Source organism: Bradyrhizobium sp. BRP56 (assembly GCF_020194035.1).
In the GTDB taxonomy this organism is placed as follows: Bacteria; Pseudomonadota; Alphaproteobacteria; order Rhizobiales; family Xanthobacteraceae; genus Bradyrhizobium; species Bradyrhizobium australafricanum.
Genome location: NZ_JADYVV010000077.1, coordinates 25,409 through 45,118 on the forward strand (window position 1 = coordinate 25,409; position 19,710 = coordinate 45,118).

Sequence of the window (19,710 nt, forward strand, 5' to 3'; positions counted from 1 at the left end):
CAAGCTTTTTGCGCCACCTGAACAGCTAGCTCACATGAAGGCCGGCCATGCGAGCCACCTCGGAAACAGTCGCTCCCGGCTCGAGCGATGCTGCAACTAGCTTTCCTTCTCATCTCGCGACCACCGAGGCTCGACCGATGTGATCACCTCTGCCCGCGAAATCGTCATAGCCCTTCTCCCAGGATGCCCCCTAGGACCTGCAGCGCTTGCCTCCGTCAAACAAGGCGGCCGTCAACGGCTTTCAATTACCCACATTGTCGACGAGTTCTGATTGAGAGGCCGAAGACGATGTCATGGAGGCGTGTTAGTCCTCGCCAGACAACCATGTTTCCTGGCGGCGGATCGTGGTTGCGAGCGAGGTAGCCGCCGAGCATGGCGATCTGGAGCAAATAGGTGGCGAGGGTCTTGCGCAAGATGCGCGGCTTGGCCCGCGCCGCGTCGATGGCATCAAGCGTCGCAATTTCGGTTGTGGTGAGAACTGTCTCCGGCGCAACCTCGGGCTTTGCTCGTGCGGACATGGTGAGGAAGAAGATACGCCAGCTGACCATCGCGATGAGGGCGAGGAACTTGGCCAGCCGCTCGGCGGTCTCAAGCCTCGCCTCTTCGGCGCGGCAGCCAGACTTCATTACCTTATGAAACACCTCTGCTTTCCAGCGCAAGGCGTACCATTCGAGCTTCTCGATGGCGATGGCGAAATCTCCGACCGGCAGATTGGTCACCAGCTTCCAGTCGATCGGCGGACGGCCCGCCGGCGGGTCGATCTCAAGGGCTTGGATGTAGGTGAGAAGCTGAGGACTGTATCGCTTCTGCTTGCCGACGGGCGGCAAGGTTTGGATGGTGGCGAACTTCACGTGCACGCACGCCGTCTCATCCTGTCCGATCGCGACGTAATGGCGTCCCGCCCAAGGCGCCGCCGAGAGCTGGGTGAAGACCCGATGAGCTCTATCCCGTGGCTCCGCGCCGGCGGGCGCGGCGGCCAAGCGATTGGTCTGCACTCGCACCAGAAAGCGCGTGCCGAGATCCTGCGCCAAGCAAAAAAGCTCGTAGATATCGCTCTCGCGGTCGGCCACATGCACGCAGCGCTCCGGCGTGCCCACGAGCGCCATCGACTGGCGCAGGTTCTCCAGCCAGCGATAGCTTTCCTTCGTCTCGATCGGCACGCGCGTGGGGTTCACGTGCCGCTTGAGCGTCCAGGTCCCCTTGAACTTCGTGCGTGTCCAGAACTTCGCTGCCGTCAGCCCAAGCGGCGTGCCGCCGAGGGTTACAGCCAAGCTCGAATGCATCAGCACCCCACACAAGGTCACCACGTTCGGCTGACCCGCCTTATAGCGTCCGGCGTTGATGGTCTTGGTGAAGCCGATCTTACCCGGCTGCGCACGGCTGTAGATGAACTCGGTTGTATCCTGCAAAATGAGGATTGGTCCGTCGTTCGCCGCGCAGCGCCTGGCGGTCGCGGCAAAATGGCCGGCCAGCATCCCATGCTCGGTCACGCGCGGATTGTCGAAGAAGCGATAGGCGGCCTTCGTCGCCGCCCAGTCGCCGCACGCGGCCGGGACCGGTTGGCCGGGTGCCGCCGACATCTGATCAAGCAGGCGGCCAAATCGGCGCGCCAATCGCTTGTCCGGCAGCCCTGCCGCAACGACTTCGTCGTCATGCCAGCCTGCAGCACCAGCTCCCGTGTCTCTGCTCATCTGTGACGCCTCCGCGAATCGGCGTCACAAACAGAATCACAGAAGATTCAACCGGTGCAAATCCTACGCGCGAGATGTGGGTAATTGAAAGCGTCAACGGAGGCGTACGCTAGGAAGCTCAGCTGTCGATAAGCTGACGAGCGTCAGGTTATCCGCCATGTTCAAAGACTAGCGCGCGCCAATCGGGAGCAACTTCAAATACGGTCTGAGCAGTGGGCAAGGGGCAGGTTGCGGCGGATCGACCCGGGCCCCCAACACAATTTGTCGACCCAGAGTCGTGGGACTCAAAGCTGGGTGCGAGATTTGCCGACGCCGTTTTGGCATGAAGGGGATCAAGCAGGTCTGCCTCCCCCCGATAGCTGGAATATGGCGAATTCTCCCCGCGACCAACCTATCCGCCAGTGGAAAGCCATCCACCATCATTTGTGGAAAGCCTCGGGGATATCGATCTTCGGTGCATCACAGTACATGCGCAAGTGGTCACCGCGTCGGCGTTGTCTGCCGTATCCATCGCCTTACTCCTTTCTTGCGCGGCCTTCCGTTGGTCCGCAGTCGCCGTCCATATGCATTCACTATGCTTCCATCTGCGATTCCACTCGAACGTGCCGCGGACTAGAACCGCTCAAACAGTTAATTGTGGGCGACGGCATGCTGGAAAGCAGAGCTTCATCCGAATGCTTATGACGGGCTCAGCGGTATCTGGCCGTGGCAAACGAGTGACCCCGAGGTTCTGCAGCGACACCCGTCAGCTGATCGGCATGTAGGCCTGCTAACGGCAGAACGCTTCCCCGGGAACGGTCCTGGGTGCTCCCGCTCGAAAAAGCTTTTGGCGCTGGAGAACACGGACGGGCGTCACCCTTGCCCAAACATCTCGAGCCGAACTGATCGAGCAAGGACGCAGCTTCGTGGAAATATCGTGCCTCCTCGATGCCGCCAGCGAGGAGACTCTCCGGCTTTACCAGATCGGTGTTGACGATACCGCGGCCGAAGAAGCCTTTGAGGACGCCATGAATCAGCTGCGAATGGTTACAATCGCGCCACGACCATCGAGGCGATGCGGGCGACGGCCTCAGCGGTCCTCCATTTCGAATGGGACGCAAACGTCGAGTTCACTGAAGAGGCCATCGAAGGAGCGGCCTTCGGCGTGCTTGTCGCCGGCCTGCTCGACAGCCCGCTTCCGGATCGTCTGCCCGACTGGGCCGCGGCCAGGATCTGAATCAACGAAAATTGGCCCGCCGGCCCTAAACTGGTTCGGCGGTCCGACCTCGGCATCAACTGCCCGTGAAATGTGAGGCGGTTCACACTCGATCATCGCGAGTTGGCCTAATGCACGAGCGGGTGGCAGCTCGGTGTCGGAGAATCGTGATGCCGTTTTTCAGCAGCCAAAGCTTGGCGTCGGCAGCCGCCGCTTCAGTACTCAGTATTCTCATCGTGGGAGCGGTTGCCTTTTCGGCTGTTGGTTATGTGGAATGGTCATCGGGCGTTAATCTGACCCATTTCATGGGCCGGACTGCCGCGGATGCCTCAACGCCAGTTCTACTGCTCAAGGGGCGAACAGGTTGCGAGCAGGGCAATAGGCCGCTGCCGACGCTTTCTCTACCGCTCGAATGACGCCGACCTAAAGCGACCGCGCCCAATCCTCCCAAGCCCCGTAGGGCCTCATCGCCTGGTGGCGACGTGCAACGGCGAATTTGTGCCCGGCTCGGGCGCTCCCGTGGTTGCCCATACCGCAATGCCGATGGCCAGCGCGAGCAGCACGGTCTTTACAGCAATCTTGTCGTCAGACATCTCGAGACGCCTCTCGCGCGTCAGCGCGGTAAATCTCAAAAATTACGCCGCCGGGCCCGAAATGGTTTGTCCCGGCGGCGCCCTGTCATTCCCAGCGCTAGGGCCCTGAAATTCCCAACGTCATTTCTTTAGCAGGTACGCCGAGGGACGACTGTTGCCTAACTCACACAAGGTCCAAAAGAGGAGCCGACGCTCAGGGTCGGCGCGCCAGCTCCTCCGAAACGTGACCGTGCTGTCTCCCCAACGGTCCCGTCCCTTAGGCCTCGAAAGGCTGCTTGGCAGGCTTGGCACCGACGACCTCGGGCGGGCGGCTGATTCCATGGCGCTGCAGGCGACGGTGCAAGGATGACCGCGTCAGATGGGGGATAACCGTAGCCACCAGTGCTCACCGAACGACCGCTGAATGCTGGTCAAACCCAGGGCATCCAGATCGAAAGCGGCTTTCTCGACGTCCTTTGGATCGACTTGCGGTAGGAGCTTGCACAGATCGTTAATGGTAAGGCTTCGCCCTGCCATGCCATCGCCACTCGCGCGTGCGAGAGCCACGGCCAAATCGAAGCGAGGACCGACCAGCGTTGTAGTTGGCGCCAACATTTGCGCATGTCGGTCCGGCCGTTCGGAATGCTCGTTGGTGCGTTCTGAGATTGCACCTTCCCAATGAGGGCGGGCTTTCTGAGCCTGGCTAGGGATCAATTCGCCAGCCAGTTTGACCACCACGTCGCCAAGTGGGACTTCGCCGGCCACGGCCTAAAGCTTCGCACATTGTCGTCCTGATGGTTTTTCTCCTGATCGGCTTGCGATCCTCTTGATCGTAGTTCATGGCTCAATCACATGAAGTTGGTCGACGCTAGCAAAACCGCCTCAGATAGACTGAGCCAAGAGATTTCGTCACCTACCCACCGTTTGCCTCCGTCCCTCCACAACCTCACGTTGCTGGCGGATCAAAGCGCGGTATTTAGAGCATAAAGTAATATATTATGAGGCGAGGAGGCGTGCCTATGGCCACGAGTTATACCGTCGGCAAACACTACGAGAGCTTTATCAAGGATCTCGTCGATAGCGGACGCTATGCAGCCGCTAGCGAGGTAATGCGGGAGGGACTGCGCCTTGTTGAAGAACGCGAGGAGCGTCGCAAGGCGAAGCTTGAGGCATTGCGTACCGCTATCCAGGAAGGCTTGGAAAGCGGTCCGGCAGAACCGTTTGAGCCCGGCGAACTGGTTGAACAAATTAAGGCCCGCGGACGCGAACGGCTGAAAGCCGGGAAGCATGGCGGGTAATCTCACCAGGCGGCCCCAGGCCGAGACCGACCTGGAGGAGATCTGGCTCTTGATCGCATCGGACAACACTGCGGCTGCGGATCGCTTGCTCGATCGTATCGGCAATGCCTTTCAGATGCTTGCCAAGAATCCACGGCGGGCCGCCAGCGGCCCGAGCTGGGGATGAAAATTCGGAGCTTTACTGTCGGCAACTGCGTACTGTTCTACGAAGCATTTTCCAACGGTGTCGAGATCGGGTGCTGCATGGTGCTCGCGATATCACGCCGGAGGATTTCGACCGAGGACTTTGCTTTGTCAGCCATCCACAATCGCATTTACGATTTTACGATGGAATCTCGGCAGGCACTCAAGAGCGACTGAGGGCTGATCCAAGCTTGGGCTGATGGTCTTTCCCGGGAGCGGCTCCCGCCAACATCAAAGGCTGTGGGGGCGCCTGAATCAGCAGATCGAGGCTCATGGGGAGCAGTTAGGCAGGTGGCTCCCGTTGGCGCGATCGGGATCTGCATAAGCAACCTCATCGTTCGTTTGGCTGTGCTCGGTCCTTAGGATCTCCTGTGCTGCCTTGAACCCCTCAAGAGCTGCAGGAATGCCGCAATATGCCGTCGCGCGAAGCAGGCCGCCTTGATCTCGTCGATACTGGCGCCGTTCCGGAGCGCGACCGGACCTGCAGCTTGAATTGCGCAGGAGTCGCGATGTGGGCCTTGCAAGCTCACGGCTCCGCGCCGTGGTCGGACGGAACGGAATGGCGCTGTCGCAGTTCCGACGGGTGTCGATATTCGTTCGTCCAGAACACCGGGCCGGAGGGGCGATCTACCCATCTAAACCTCTGTGGCAGCTAACAGATTCCAAAATCGGGCGCTGTGGTACAACACTTGCTGTTCTCTTCGCAGCTACCGCAACCTTTGGAGCAACTCAGTGCACATTGTCGTCTGCATTAAACAGGTTCCGGACTCTGCGCAGATCCGCGTGCACCCCGTGACCAATACGATCATGCGTCAGGGTGTGCCGACGATCATTAACCCATATGACCTCTTCGCGCTCGAGGCCGCTCTCGAGCTGCGCGAGCGGTTCGGCGGCGAAATAACCGTGCTGACGATGGGGCCGCAATCGGCGGAAGATTCCTTGCGGAAAGCGCTGACCTTCGGCGCCGATCGCGCCGTACTGCTCACCGATCGCTGCTTTGCCGGCTCCGACACCTTGGCCACAACGTATGCACTGGCAACCGCCATCCGAAAAATTGGCAAGGAATATGGTCCGCCAGACCTCATCTTTACCGGCAAGCAGACCATCGACGGCGATACCGCGCAGGTTGGTCCCGGCGTCGCAAAACGGCTGGGTGTGCTGCAGCTGACCTACGTCGCCAAGGTCAAAACCCTCGACCTCGCTGCCCGTACAATTGAAGCGGAGCGACGCTCCGAAGGTGGTGTCCAGGTGCTGCACACGAGGCTGCCTTGTCTCATCACCATGCTGGAGGGGACCTGCCAGATTCGGCGCGGCGCGATGGCCGATGCCTTGCGTGCTGCGCGTGCACCAATCGTGAAATGGAGCGCGCACGATGCCGGCGTCGAGGACGTCTCCAAATGCGGCCTTAAGGGCTCGCCGACCGTCGTCAAGCGAGTCTTCGCTCCCTCTGCACGGGCTGAGAAAGCGGCGCTGGTTGAGGCTGCCGAGCAACCAGCGCAGGCGCTGATTGATGCTATTTTTAAGCATCAACCGAAGCTCGAAACTGATCTTGCGGCGCTAGCCCGCGATGCTTGACCTGGGAGTCTTGGCGACGATAAGCGTTACGGTCCTGAACGCGTCAAGGTTTGCCTCTCATCCGGTCACATCGACATTGCACGGAGACGTGTAGAGCCTGGCGCCGACCGATCAGCGGAGCTGAAGCGCAATCCTCCCGTCGGCGATCACCTCTATCTGGGCCGCCGACGACTTGGTGAAAACTGTTGCCACGTGGGTCGGGCATGTCTGCCGTCAAGCTCTGTTGTCAATCAGCTAAATGATGCTTACCTGTCCGTTACGGACGGCCCGTCGCGATGCTTGAGGTGTCGCTTTCGTGCATTGTAACTAACCAGCCAGATCACCCCGACTGCGACCGGCACGCACGCCGCGGTTAGATAAGAGGGTTCTACATGGAGACCAACATCGTGCGCTCCCTTGGCAAGGTAGCCAAACAAACTGACCACGTAATATCCTATCGCCGCGACCGACAATCCCTCCACCGTGCACTGCAGCCGAAGCTGTTGTCCGGTGCGTTCATTGATAGCGTGCAATAGGTCGCGGTTCTGCTGTTCGATTTCAACGTCGACACGGGTTCGCAACAGATCGGCGGCGCGCGCCAACTTGACCGACAGAGTTACCTCACGATCCTTTGTCGTCTCGCAAGTTCGCATCGCAGGCGCCATCCGGCGCGCCAGGAACGACGACCATGTGGGATAGTCCGTGATCTCACTGCCTTCGATGATGGACAGTCGGGATTGAACTAGCTCGTAATAAGCTCTGCTGGCGCCGAAGCGAAACAGGCTTCCGGTCGCGCCTCGCTCGAAAGAGGCGGCCAACGCGGTCAGTTCGGCAAGGAGATGGTTGTTGAGCTTCAATCCCTCCGCGCCTTGCATTTCTTCGAGCAGCTCGCCGAGACGTCTGTCAATGCGATCGACAAATGGACCAAGCTCAAGAGCGGCCGACAGACCAAGCAGCGCCAACGGACGATAGGTCTCAACTTCAAGCAGCCGCTGCACCAGTGCACCAAGATTGTGCGGCGTCAGCCCGAGGTCGCAGACAAGAATTTTGGTGAAACCGTTTTCGTCGACTCGAAAATCCGAGGCCATAACACTTGCTCCGCCCTTTATGCGGGCCATGGCGAGGCTGCTCTTGTCAAAAAGTTGTTCGGCGCGCCTCAATGGGGAGGCGTGCTGCTCGACATCCAGCTTGATTGCGACCAGCAATTGCCCTTCCTGCCGCAAGTCGCGCATCAAAGAGTGAACCGCACTTTGGGAGTCGCCGCTCTGTCGAGCGAACGGGCCATTCGCTATCCAGGTAAAGGTTGCGAATTCGGCATGCTGCTCCCAGCGAAGCACAACGGGCCCGATGTCGATTTGGTGATGTTTCGCTGAGAGCTGCGGAGCTGGAAGGTCACGCTCTCGACAAAACGTGACGAAGGCGCGGCGATCGCTTGCGGCCGCATCGCCCTGCGAAAGAAATGCGAAGTGTGTCACCTTAAATGGAGGAATAAGCTGCATAAACGGGCGCGCATGCACTTCATTGAGCACGGCATCGCGTTGCGAATGTAGCTTGAAACTTCGAAGATCCAGTTTGTCGGGCACGTCTAAGCACCTCGTGTCAGAATTGGCGCGCATTCATCTGTCAGCACGCGAGTGGCATTGGTTTCGACTCTAAGGGTCTGTTCGCGCGATAGAGTGGTGGCGCGGGTTGATCCGAAGCCGCTCAAAGTTGCGAAACCAGCGCCAAACGTGTTGGTTGCCACCGGACGCGCACGAACATCGCTCGACATCGATGTGCTGGCGCACATAACGCGTGATGCGCAGGCCAGAACGAAATCAAGAGCGGCGGGGCCAACGCACGCAAGAGCTACACGCTTTCGTCTCCACGAGGTTGCTAATCGTCGTCGCCGGCTCTACACCGGCTGCTGTATCGTCGATTGACGGCAAAGGCGCAAACGTAACTCTCATCTTCGGTGCTCTCTTGTCTCACATTTGCACGCGATGCAGGATATGGGCCAGCACGGAAGTAGCGGAAAGGTTGTGTTTCTCGCGTAATGTGATTGTCGAAACTGCCAGCGGAGGATCTCCGGCAAGGAAAGCGCTTGCATTCGGACAGCCATCCTCACAAGGGACTTTGGAACTGTATGGCCATCAGAGGGAATCCCGGTCTCATTGCGACCGGGTAGCTTGCGCTCTTTGAGCCCGTCCTTCGTAACAACCGCGACATCAGAAGATGCTGATTTCGGAATGCTGACATGGCTGTCGTACTTGATTGAGCAGCGTCATCGAAGACTGCCGATTAGCGGTTGCGGCCTTCGGTACAGAGATATTCCCCTGCGGTGACGACTATCGCATATGGCGGAGCAGAAGCGGGATCCGACACAGGGCGGTCCTGCAGGCCGGTCAACTCCAGCCTAGAGAATTGATGGCGGTGAACGTCGCGCGTTCCATGCGTCCGATTACAAGACGCATTGCCTTGTTCAGCGGCAGCAAAGGCGGTCGAGAACTGAGCGGCCCGACGTCGCTCCTGGACATGGCAAAATCCGTGAGTCGACCTGCAGTCCGCTGACCGATGTGCCGGAGCGCATCGTGTCCGAGCAAACCACGAGGCTGCGGCGGCGCAAACTGCCCGCCTGAATAGTGCAAGATGGTGCACCATCGGACCGCACAGGTCGCCGGATAGTACGGCGTCATAAGGCTGCATCTCGATGACGTCAGCGGCGATGCCGCTTGAAGACCATCAAGCGATCGCGTCAGGCTCGCGTCAATCGGCATCCCGCCGCCATAAGCGCTCCCATGCTCACCGGCTATTCTGCCGCGTTACCAGCGCGCGCGTGCGCCGCAACGACATCAGTAACACCCTCGAGGGGGCGCCCGATCGGTCCGGGCCGACGACGGCGCGACGTCGAGGACGATATCGATCCGAGCACACGGTGCCGGGGTTCTATACCACGATACAGCTCGGACTGTCGCGCGGGCACGGATTCCGGACGGCGACAACGTCCATCACGGCCTGCTGCTGCTACCCAACCTGCTGCACATCCGCGATGATGGAACCGTCCGCTGTCCACAAGGCGGTCTCCAGACCTGGACTTTCCAACGTTCACAGCCGACATCCAGCGCCCGCCGAGGCCTGGTGTCAATGTTGGATGGTGATTTGCCGTGTACGCGGATCACCGAGGACGTGACACTCTAACGGCTTACTTTTAAAGTGTCAGATATGCAGTCATCGCTCGTGTCTGGCTTCCGACAATGTCGGACATGCGATACGGCTCCTAGCCCCGCGTCGATACGCTGAGCGAACTCTGGCTCTGCGCATCGATCGAGGCCGTATGACACGTCAGTGGTTAGGATCACGTGCTAGCGAGATGCTGTTTGCACGCCCAAAGCGCTCTCGGGCGATTTCCGAAGCGAAGGCTTCTCAGCTCTCGATGGCTTGGGGGTTCCCCTATAGATGGTGAGTACCGCGATGATACCGAGAGCAGCTGCAAACATCAGCCAGAATCCGGGTGAAGCCTTGTCATTAGTTCGCTCAATGAGCCAAGTAGAGGCGAGTGGCGTAAACGTACCAAACAGGGCCGCCGCGAAAGCGAAGGCCAGGGAGAAGCAGGTTGTGCGCACATGCGCAGGCACGATCTCGACGAGAGCACCCAGCATAGTCCCGCTGTAGGTGCCAAAGTAGAACGAGAACATCATCGCCACCGCAAGCAGCTTGCCGAAACTGGGGGCGCTTACCAACCAACTCAAAGCCGGATAGGCGGTCATCAACGCAAGGCCGGCAATGGCCAGCAGGACTGGCTTGCGGCCGATACGGTCGGAAACGGTACCGCCAATTGGATTCCAGATGAAGTTGGTCACCGCGACCAGGAGGGTCACCAAGAGCGCATCCTGGGTGGACAGCTTCAAGACGGTCTTGCCGAACGTCGGTGCGTAGACGGTGACGAAATAGAAAGTCGTCGTGGTCAGGATCGCCATCATCATCCCGAGAACGACCGTGCGCCAATGGACGAGCGCCGAGGCAAAGACCTCGCGCGCCGTGGGATGCTTCTTCATCGCCAAAAATTCTGGGGTCTCCTCCAGCGTCCGACGAAGGAAAAAGATAAGAGGAATGATAAGGCAACCGAGAAAAAACGGAATGCGCCAACCCCAGGAGGCGACGGCTTCGAGCGGCATCGATTCATTCAGTAGGTAGCCCACGATCGCTGCGACAAAAATCGCGACCTGCTGGCTGGACGATTGAAAAGAGGTATAGAAACCGCGATTGCCTGGGGTCGCGATCTCCGCCAAATAGACCGAAACGCCGCCAACCTCGACGCCGGCGGAGAATCCCTGCAACAGTCGTCCTGCTAGAACAATGATGGGGGCGGCAATGCCGATTGTCGCATAACTGGGACAGAAGGCGATAATCACGGTGCCGACCGCCATGATCGATAACGTGATGATCAGGCCTTGGCGACGGCCGATCCTGTCGATATAGGCTCCCAGTACGATCGCCCCCACGGGACGCATTAAGGCACCCAACCAGAACACGCCAAAGGTGTTGAGCAATGAGGCGGTTTCGTTGTCCGAGGGGAAGAAAGCTTTCCCAATGGCGCTGGCGTAAAAGCCAAATAAGAAAAAGTCGAACTGCTCGAGAAAATTGCCGCTGGTTGCACGAAGAATGGCGTTGATCCGCGATTTGACTGTCGCTTGCTGAACGAGCGTTTGTGACACAGCGAGTTTCCTTCCCGTCTGAAATGGCCGGTTGCGGAAAACCTCACGCCAGCCCAATTGCAATCAGGCCGTGATTTTCTCTTAGAGAGATTACCGACCAACCGGAAGGCGCCTGATCTTTTCGGCTTATTTTCGGCGACGCTCCATTGGTGCACAAATTTTGAATTCGTTCCTGGAGACGCAAGCGCTCCCGACATCAATCGCCAGAAGTCCCGCCTGCTCGAGACGAAATCAAGGCATGAGGTTCCGCTCGGTCACCTACGAGGTAGCTGTGCGCGCAATCTTTGGCGTTTCACTAGCTCTGTGTCCACCGCGGATGGTATCGGCTGATTCGGTAACGCGCCTTCACTGTTCGGCTTCTAACTGCGCGTAAATTCCCGCCAGATTCAAAACACTACCATTGAGTTGCCGGTTCGTACTCAGACATTGACCCGCGTAGTGCAAGGTTGGCATAGCAATTGCTACAAGCGTGCAGGAACACAGGATATTGGACGAGTGCACGCAGAACGGGCGAATGGCAGCGGCGGTCCCTTTGCCTTGAGACAATCGTTCTCGGCCGGCAGCCGCAATGTCACGTAGATTGTAGCTGCAGGCCTCGAAGAGCCCGCTGGATGTGGTTCGTCTCGGCAATGCCAAATCAAGTCCGCAGGGGATGCGATGAGCAGGCAGTGAATAGCAACCGTGGATGCTTGATCCGTCCACGACAGGTCGCAGGTGAAAGCGTCGAGCTGGCCGGATGTGCCGCCTGCGCATGTCAGGCGAGGCTTCCTTGGCCTGGCGGACGCCGATATTCAGCATGAGTCAGCAAATGATGGATGGCGCGTTTGGTCATTCGCGGGATTGGATTGCTCGTGGAGGGAAATCCAACGCGAGAGGGTGGTGGCTTCAATCTACCGACATGTTCCTATCGACGCGCTCATGTACAGGACTGATCCCTGATGGCCCTGCCTGGGACCGCAAAGATGGTTGGGAGCAGTTCGCCTGTATGACGAACGCGACCGCAAACCCGTCGGACCAAGTTGGTGGCCTTTGAAAGTGCTCCTCAAACATCATTCTCTCCACGGTTAGGATTCAAATGAGGCCTTCTCAAGCGTCGCAAGTTCAACTGGATCGACCTTCGCAGATAGTCTGCGAGTACTTGACTGAGCAAGCGCGAAATCTGTTTGGCCTGCATCCGTTCGCTGCGGAGATGTCTAAACGCCAAGTTGCGAGCTTGCTGCCGGAATACTTGGCGATGTCACAGGCGTTCCCTTACCTGCAGGCAGGCTCGCAAAAGGATCTCATATTTGATGCGATGCGTCGCAACCGAGACCTTCCCAGGGATGTTGAACTAACCAGCGTGGTCGCAAATTTCATCTGTTGGGATGAGACGGGCGGTTATGGCCGGGTTCTCCGAGGCGGCAAGACGGCGCTACCCGATATTCTGGCGACTGAAAATTTCCACTCAAACCTGCTGAGAAAGGATGCATCGCGACTACTCGGTAGAACAATACAGCCGAATTATAGCGCCACAACGAAGCGGTACCTGCATTCCCTCTATGCCGGATTGTCAGCGAAAGATCCGGTCGTGCGCTGCGCCTACATGGTCGCTTTTGAGCTGCATGCTGCGGAAATGATCCAGTCACTGTGGACCACTCTGGTCAAAACCTTTGATGCGCGGTCTGACGATCTGGAGTACTTCCGCACTCATGTCGGCGGCGTGGATCCCGCCGAGAAGTACCACGGAGAAATGACAACCCGGCTCATTCGCGAACTTGTGCCTGCTGACGGCAATCGTCGTTTTTTGGATGAATTCGATCGAGCCTATCGGCTCAGCTTACAGTGGTGCCGCGATCTGCTGCAAACTGTCTCAATTGAGGAAGATGGCCTTGCGGAGATCGAACATCACGGCGGTTGTCATTGTGGTGCCGTCAAGTTCTACGTCCGAGCGCCGCGAGAGCTCTCCGCAGTTCGATGCAACTGCTCCATCTGCCAAATGTCCGGGTTTCTGCACCTGCTTGTATCCGGCGATAAGCTCAGAATTGAGTGTGGCGAAGAGTTTCTCAATACATATCAATTTAACAAGAATATCGCTCGTCACACGTTTTGCCGGATTTGCGGCGTAAAGCCATTCTATCGACCGCGATCGGACCCCACGGGTTTCAGCGTAAACATTCGGTGCTTGGATAAGAGAACGATCGAAAACATAACAATAGAAGAGTTCGATGGCGAGCATTGGGAGGAAGCGTTCCGCCCGACGCGCGAGGATTGGGAAGCCACCCGTTAAGATCAAACTTGGAGTGAAGTCGCATGGCGCGCGCAATGAACGATAGATCTCGTCTGCTTTCAGAAGAGGCTCTCACCAAATACCGTATAGAGCTATTGGTGAAGGGTACGGTCGTAATCGCCCCTCAGACATTGTTCACCCAAGATGATTTGGCGAGGATCGATCAGCTCCAGATGGAGATTCCCGAAGAAGAGGTGCGGGTGGGAGATGCCGGCGACTCGCACAATGTCTTCGTGAAGCGGGTGAGGGTAGATCCGCCGGGCCGCCCTCCGACCAATGTGCATGGCAAAGCTCCGGGGCAGATCATCGAATTGCTTGAGAGGAAAGACCGCAGCTTTGCGCTGAAGAAGATCTTGGGGGCATCGTCAGATTACGTGATTCGCCGATGCCAAATGCATCGATTGCCTCCCGGTTCGTTCGTTGGCATCCACTTAGACGCTGAGAGCGACCCTGACTTCGAGTACTCCGTGATTGTGCAACTCGCGAGGGATTTTGAGGGGGGTGAGTTCGTGGTCTATCCGAACGCGTACGAACAGCAGGTATTTCGACCGCCGTTTGGGGCCGTGGTTGTCACCACATGTAGGATCCGACATGAGGTGAAGCCTGTGCACGCTGGCGAGCGCCGATCGCTGGTGTACTTCTGTTCAAAACGCGGCGGCGCGAATCGCCGGATCATCGAAAACACTGCTGACGGCCTGTGAGGACCGTTAGCGGAAACGGCTTTCGAACGGGTTGAGGACGCGGGCCAGCTTCTGGCAGACGCTGCCTAATTCGGAAGAGCGTGCCTTGAATCTTGTGGTGTATCCTAGGTTCACGGTGGGTCTACTTCGAGCGAAAAAGGCAACCACTCCCCTGACGTTCCCAGCAGCGGGTGTCAAGCACAGGTTTCGGATACGGGGGGCTTCGAATGAATGGAGGAGTTTAAGAGGTCTGTGATTTCAGTTGGCCATTGCCAATAACCGGTGCTGCAGATCGCGGGCAGTTGACCTATCGCGCGCGATCACCAGGCACTCCACGGTGCCTGCCTCTTGATCGACTGCAAGCGGGATCACGCCCTCCTTGCGTGTGCCATCGAATAGAAATCCATACCTGACGAAGCGATCAAGCGCGGCCTGGAGAGAACATAATGGAACGTTTCTCACGGAAGAAATGACGTGGCGACTGGAATAATCGATGCCCAGCAGCCGGACGGCAATACTATGCAACACTGACCCTCCGCCCCACCGGCCGTTCGCTTCGTTAAAGAAAAGCCGGCCGTCGCTCGCGAAAATGCCATCAATGTTGATCATTCCGCGATACCCCAAGGTTCGCGCCAGCTCGACAAATCGGTAGGCGTGCGCCTGTGCAGCCAACCATTGCTCATTCGTCAGGTCGCTTGGAAGCTCGAGCCCTGTCCAGATAAGCGCTCGTTCGGATCGGTCTTCGCTGCGACGTAGACGGATGCTTCCACTGTTGATGAAAACGATGGAACCATCCTCCTCTATCTCGTACTCAAGATAGAACGGAGCGCGAGCCAAGTGGTACGATTCAATGACCAATGTCTTGCAGGATGCTGTGATCATCTCAGACCAAAGTGCTTGAGGATCAAACGATGGCCAAGCAACCGTTCGGGTATCTCTCGCCCCAGGAAGTGCTCCACTTTCGTTGCCGGTCAGGATAACATTGCCGACTCCGCCCGCTCCATTATCCAACTTGACGATCACGTTGCCGGTCTCTGACCTTAAGGAGGTGACCGCCCTGAATAGTTCGTTTGGGGTCGTGGTCGCGCATCCACTGGGCAGTGGGAGCGCGACACTTGTCGCCAATTGACGGAAGTGGCTCTTGCGGTTCAAGAGATCCGGCCCTCGCTGCAAAGCGAATTCGTCCCCGCTCTGCGGGATGCCAAGCAGCTCCGCCAAGCGCGCTACGCCTTCACTAGAGTAGCAGGCAGATATTCTCCAAGTTGATTTCTGGCAAATATGGCTGTTGAGTCGCTCGACGAAAGCATTGGATAGCAGGGTGCAATCGTTGAGAATCAGCGATTCACGGGCGTCGTCAGGCACAAGCGTCGAGAGGCTCGAGGCATCGAAATTGAGCGTCGCGCCGATGAAGGATAGCAGGTCTGCCGGGATTGCTACCGGAGAGACTATTAGGTCACCCTCCTGTGCAAACCAGGCAGACCGGCATGCGGAGTTGGCGGAAAGGGACAGTTGAGTTGCTGTTAGATCGCGACCGGACATTTGAGCTGTCCCGGCATTCATGATTAAGATCCGAGGCAACGACAATCTCCCAGACGCCTGGCGTGATTAAGCATTGACCGCCATGCCAGCAACGATGAGTTCGCCGCGACGCATCGTATGGAGGTACCGAGCGGAAGGCGGTGTTGCGCTGCTTCGATATCTCCTGTGGTGTAGTCGGGAACTACGGCCAACCAATCCGCGGTTCTCAATTGCTGTCTCCTTGCGGGCTTGACTGCGTATCGAACTCCTTCAGCATGAAATGCTGGACCTTGCCCAACGCCGTTTTTGGCAGTTCGTGCGTAAATATGATTTCGCGCGGTACCTTAAAACGGGCGAGCTGCGATTGAACATGCGTCAGCAGCGCTTCGGCTGCGATCCGGGACCCGGGTCGCCTGACCACATAGGCGATCGGGACTTCATCCCAGCGTGGGTCCCGTCGACCGACGACGGCGCATTCGGCGACATCCGGATGGCCCATGAGCACACGTTCCACTTCCGCCGGATAGATATTCTCTCCGCCGGAGATAATCAGGTTCTTCTTGCGGTCACGGACCCAAAAATATCCGTCGGCATCGCAGCGGCCGATGTCACCAGTGCGATACCAACCATCACTAAAGGCCTCACGCGTTGCCTGTTGATCGCCCCAATATCCGCAGAAGACGTTGGGTCCACGTATTACGATCTCGCCTGGGGTCCCGGGCGGCAACTTGGTGCCCACATCATCGATGATGGCTGCTTCGCAGCAAAGGCCAGGCAGGCCGCTTGCGCCGTCAGGTGCGAGATCTGCGCCGAGCTTGGTATAGACCGCGATGGGAGAGGTCTCGGTCGCACCATAAACCTGTAAGACTGGCACTCCGCGCCTCGCAAAGCGCTCGACAAGGCGCTGAGGTACCATCGTCGATCCGGTACAGATTGCTTTGAGCGCGGATAAATCCGCGCTTGCCCATCGCGGATGGTCCGTGAGCGCTTGCATCATGGCAGGGACCAGGGCTGCAAGTGTGGGTCGGTCATGCTCGAATGCATCAAACGTTGCCTCTGGCGAAAAGCGGCTTTGGATAGTTACCGTCGCGCCATGATGCAAACCGGGCGTCGTTTGGATATTGAGGCCGCCGACGTGGAAGAGCGGCAAAACAGTCAGGGCGTGATCAGTCGAGGTTAGGTCATGCATGTGCTGACTCATAACCCCGTTCCACAGCAACGCGTCCTGACGCAGCACAGCGCCTTTAGGTCGCCCTGTCGTGCCAGAAGTATAGACGATCAGAACCGGGCAGGACAGATCCGCATCTGGAGTGGGTTCGTCACCACAGCATTCGTCCAGAACGTCGTCCAACTTGCTTCCGCCGGGCGGCGCGAAGTCCAGGCCGACGAGGCAGGTATCGGGAAGTTGCCGCGTCAGAGCCGGCAAGACGGCGTTAAATGCCTGTTCAAGCACGAGCACTTTTGCTCCGGAGTCGGAAAGAATGAAAAGTTGCTCGGCGACCGCAAGGCGCCAATTCAATGGAACGAGGATTGCGCCGAGCCGCGCGCAGGCATAGAGCAATGTCAGATAATCAGGCCGGTTGAGGCTGAGGATCGCGATCCGGTCACCCCTCTTGATGCCGAGTTGGCGCTTGAGGGCGTAAGAGACACGCCCGATCCGTCGATTGAAGCCCGAGTAGCTCAGAGCGTGTCCCTCGAAACGGATCGCGGCTTTGTCGGGGGCATACGCAGCGTTGCGCTCAATCAATGTGCAGAGATCCAAACTCATCCTCCGTGAGCTTCGCAAGAGACGCTGGTTCCGATGTAGTTCAGCCGGAGTTCGGATCTACTTCGCCAGACCTCGATTGAGTGCTTCGGGTACCCACTACCCAGGTTACGATCCCGCGGCCCGAGCAGGACGGAGCGGTTCTTGATGGCTGTCATGGGGAGCGAACGATCGACACTGTTCGAGGTATCAGGCACTTGATCCACTTGCTCTGTTTTGCTCGGAAGCAGTCGTGTGCATCTGCCCGTAGTGATAGGTGCACCATGACGACTGTTTCTTGCCTGGTCTTTGACATACAGGCTCGCCGCACATATATGCCGACCTTGGATCTCCATCTTTGAAGCCGACAATGGCTCGGCATTGGCCTTCAATGTGGTCGATCAGCAGGACCTTCCTGACGCCGTCCGGCTCTTTCAACTTGCTGCTCCGCGATATCGCGCCATCTCTTCCGATGCCGCGCCAGTCACGCCGAGCGACACTTGCAGCTCAAGTTTCTTGAAAAGATACGCAGTCGCATGGGCCGTCGCACACTTGCGCGAGGATAAGCTTCCACCAGCATCGGGAAAGTGGTGTGAATCGAACCAAATGCTGGCTCTTCGAGCTGAGTTCGGTGCGGTCGTCTTGCCGTTCGGTTGCAAATGCGGGAAGCGGCGGCGCCCTGCGAGGGCTCGGGATCGAGGTGTACGCCGATCCCTTCCGGCATCACCGTCTCGCTGGCGCCTCGCTTTGGGGCAGCCGCACAGTATTGGTTCTGGAATGCCGGGGCGTTCACAACTACCTGCGAGCCGCGGTACTGCGATCAAGACTCGCTGCATAGCATCTCGACCGATTTGCTGGCGGGAATGAGGATCATGACCAACACTCAGCGTATGTTCTGACGAGGTGAGACATTCGTAATCCTTCACGATTCCGACGGCAGACGAGACACGCGGCGATTTAGGGATCGTACAACTTAACGTTACGTGCGATTCAAGCTCTTTTGGGCAACCCGCGGAGCATGCCAAAGCTCTCAGGTTTGCCGGTAAGGCGCTGCCAAGCGGTGTCGTGTCGACCGCAATTCTGCGCCAGGGTCTGCGTCAGAAAGTCGCTTGAGACGAGGTTCGCAAGCGACGAGGCTGTTGTCGAAAAGCCCGCGCTTTCGCGATCGGGCATCCGTCGTCTTCGCAGCCATAGTGGATGTAACGTCCGCTGTGCCTTATTGAATGCTTCACTGCGCATCTGTCGGGCGCTGACGCGGCAAGCCCAGGGCGAGATCCGACGATTGTGTTCGATAAGTCGGTCTGATGGTAGCTGACCCTTTGCGCCGTTCGAGCGAGCCGCGCGAATGTGCGAGGGTGCCGTCATCTGGTGCACGTCGCGGTCGCGGGCTCCGCTGGAGCGAAGATCATTGCAGCGTCTGATAGAGGCGATAGAGGAGCCGGGCGCGCGGCTCGATCGACGAAATGTAGAGTTGCTCATAATGCGTATGGGCGCCCTTGCCGTCTACGCCGAGACCGTCGAGGGTTGCGGTATGCGGCGCGGTGAAATTGCCGTCAGAGCCGCCACCACTGAATACATCGAGCAGCTTGAAGCCGAGCTCGGCAGCAAGGCTTCTGGCGTGTTCGTAAAGTGCGGCGCCGGCGTTGCGCTTTTCGTACGGTGGCCGGTTCAATCCGCCGATAACCTTCACGGTGACACCATGGGTACGTGAGGTGACGCCGAGAATCTTCGGAACCAACTCGTCGGCGTCAGCCATGGTCGGCACCCGCATATCGACTTCCGCATAGGCTTCCTCGGCGATCACGTTGGACTTGGTGCCGCCACGGACGACGCCGACATTGACGGTGACGCCACGCTTAAGATCGTTCATCGCCTCCAGTGTCTGGATCACATTGCCAAGTTCCCGGATCGCGCTGCAGCCATCTTCGGGGCGCGCACCGGCGTGGGCCGGCGTGCCCTTGACGAAGACCTCAAAGCGCGCAACGCCTTTGCGTCCGGTGACGATCTTGCCGCCCTCGCGCGCGGGTTCGGTCACCAGCACATACTTGGCCTTGCGGCCCTCGGCCTCGATCAATGCCCGCGAGGTCGGGCTACCGATTTCTTCGTCCGATACGTAAAGCTGGGTGACGCCGAGCGGAGGGCGGACATCATCGGCGCAAACCTGCCGGAACGCGTGATACGCGAGATAGTCGTCCGTGAAGAAGGACTAAGCCACTGATCGGGAATCTCGATTTGGGCTAAGGGGCATTTCCAGATTGCAAGGTTTTGATGCTTTGGGCGTCAGAACCTTGCGATTTGGTTTTCGTGGATTCCCT

General features: G+C 58.3%; 14 protein-coding genes and 2 pseudogenes. 7 read left to right on the plus strand and 9 right to left on the minus strand.

Going from position 1 to position 19,710, the window contains the following annotated elements; genetic code table 11:
- Positions 1–245: 245 nt before the first annotated feature.
- Positions 246–1,691 carry an IS4 family transposase gene (locus tag I6F38_RS36580; protein WP_038373858.1) on the minus strand — a complete coding sequence of 482 codons (1,446 nt, stop codon included), beginning with the start codon at positions 1,689–1,691 and terminating at the stop codon, positions 246–248.
- Between the two features lie 1,054 nt (positions 1,692–2,745).
- Between I6F38_RS36580 and I6F38_RS36585 the strand changes: the two genes are divergently transcribed.
- On the plus strand, positions 2,746–2,907 hold the full coding sequence (locus tag I6F38_RS36585; RefSeq protein ID WP_016842032.1) for a hypothetical protein: 162 nt from the start codon (positions 2,746–2,748) through the stop codon (positions 2,905–2,907).
- Between the two features lie 149 nt (positions 2,908–3,056).
- Positions 3,057–3,302, plus strand: a complete 246-nt coding sequence (locus I6F38_RS36590; protein ID WP_225163821.1) for a hypothetical protein — start codon at positions 3,057–3,059, stop codon at positions 3,300–3,302.
- 48 nt (positions 3,303–3,350) lie between these two features.
- Here I6F38_RS36590 and I6F38_RS44110 read toward each other — a convergent pair whose 3' ends face one another.
- From I6F38_RS44110 to I6F38_RS36600, 3 genes and pseudogenes are all read right to left on the minus strand, one after another.
- Complete coding sequence (locus I6F38_RS44110; protein WP_256438835.1) at positions 3,351–3,479, minus strand: hypothetical protein; 129 nt, start codon at positions 3,477–3,479, stop codon at positions 3,351–3,353.
- Between the two features lie 265 nt (positions 3,480–3,744).
- A pseudogene (locus I6F38_RS36595) lies at positions 3,745–3,849 on the minus strand (IS481 family transposase); the annotation flags it as partial.
- A complete protein-coding gene (locus tag I6F38_RS36600) occupies positions 3,834–4,223 on the minus strand; it encodes a hypothetical protein (RefSeq protein WP_225163822.1) in 390 nt (129 codons plus the stop codon). The pseudogene I6F38_RS36595 and the gene I6F38_RS36600, both read right to left, overlap by 16 nt.
- Before the next feature lie 254 nt (positions 4,224–4,477).
- Between I6F38_RS36600 and I6F38_RS36605 the strand changes: the two genes are divergently transcribed.
- The 3 genes from I6F38_RS36605 (at position 4,478) to I6F38_RS36615 (ending at position 6,514) form a co-directional block, all read left to right on the plus strand.
- Positions 4,478–4,756 (plus strand): type II toxin-antitoxin system ParD family antitoxin, encoded by a 279-nt coding sequence (locus tag I6F38_RS36605; protein ID WP_075968511.1) that lies wholly within the window; start codon positions 4,478–4,480, stop codon positions 4,754–4,756.
- On the plus strand, positions 4,746–4,922 hold the full coding sequence (locus I6F38_RS36610) for a type II toxin-antitoxin system RelE/ParE family toxin (protein WP_016842027.1): 177 nt from the start codon (positions 4,746–4,748) through the stop codon (positions 4,920–4,922). The genes I6F38_RS36605 and I6F38_RS36610 overlap by 11 nt, the downstream gene beginning before the upstream one ends.
- Before the next feature lie 749 nt (positions 4,923–5,671).
- Entirely contained in the window at positions 5,672–6,514 is an 843-nt protein-coding gene (locus I6F38_RS36615; RefSeq protein ID WP_026192380.1) for an electron transfer flavoprotein subunit beta/FixA family protein, read from the plus strand.
- Between the two features lie 245 nt (positions 6,515–6,759).
- Here the strand turns inward: I6F38_RS36615 and I6F38_RS36620 are convergent, their stop codons facing one another.
- Together I6F38_RS36620 and I6F38_RS36625 are read right to left on the minus strand one after the other, a co-directional pair.
- Positions 6,760–8,076, minus strand: a complete 1,317-nt coding sequence (locus tag I6F38_RS36620; RefSeq protein WP_225163823.1) for a DUF3422 domain-containing protein — start codon at positions 8,074–8,076, stop codon at positions 6,760–6,762.
- Positions 8,077–9,834: 1,758 nt separating this feature from the next.
- Positions 9,835–11,187 carry an MFS transporter gene (locus I6F38_RS36625; protein ID WP_225163824.1) on the minus strand — a complete coding sequence of 451 codons (1,353 nt, stop codon included), beginning with the start codon at positions 11,185–11,187 and terminating at the stop codon, positions 9,835–9,837.
- A 1,138-nt stretch (positions 11,188–12,325) separates the two neighbouring features.
- On the opposite strand from I6F38_RS36625, the gene I6F38_RS36630 reads away from it, so the two are divergent.
- Together I6F38_RS36630 and I6F38_RS36635 are read left to right on the plus strand one after the other, a co-directional pair.
- A complete protein-coding gene (locus I6F38_RS36630) occupies positions 12,326–13,453 on the plus strand; it encodes a GFA family protein (protein WP_225163825.1) in 1,128 nt (375 codons plus the stop codon).
- Between the two features lie 23 nt (positions 13,454–13,476).
- Positions 13,477–14,154, plus strand: a complete 678-nt coding sequence (locus I6F38_RS36635) for a 2OG-Fe(II) oxygenase (protein ID WP_016842020.1) — start codon at positions 13,477–13,479, stop codon at positions 14,152–14,154.
- Positions 14,155–14,391: 237 nt separating this feature from the next.
- Here I6F38_RS36635 and I6F38_RS36640 read toward each other — a convergent pair whose 3' ends face one another.
- The 3 genes and pseudogenes from I6F38_RS36640 to I6F38_RS36650 all read right to left on the minus strand — a co-directional run.
- Complete coding sequence (locus I6F38_RS36640; protein ID WP_225163826.1) at positions 14,392–15,693, minus strand: peptide ligase PGM1-related protein; 1,302 nt, start codon at positions 15,691–15,693, stop codon at positions 14,392–14,394.
- Positions 15,694–15,877: 184 nt separating this feature from the next.
- Positions 15,878–17,413: a long-chain fatty acid--CoA ligase gene (locus I6F38_RS36645; protein WP_225163827.1), complete on the minus strand. Its 1,536-nt coding sequence runs from the start codon at positions 17,411–17,413 to the stop codon at positions 15,878–15,880.
- Between the two features lie 1,387 nt (positions 17,414–18,800).
- Positions 18,801–19,583 (minus strand): annotated as a pseudogene (locus tag I6F38_RS36650) (M20/M25/M40 family metallo-hydrolase); the annotation flags it as partial.
- Positions 19,584–19,710: the final 127 nt, after the last annotated feature.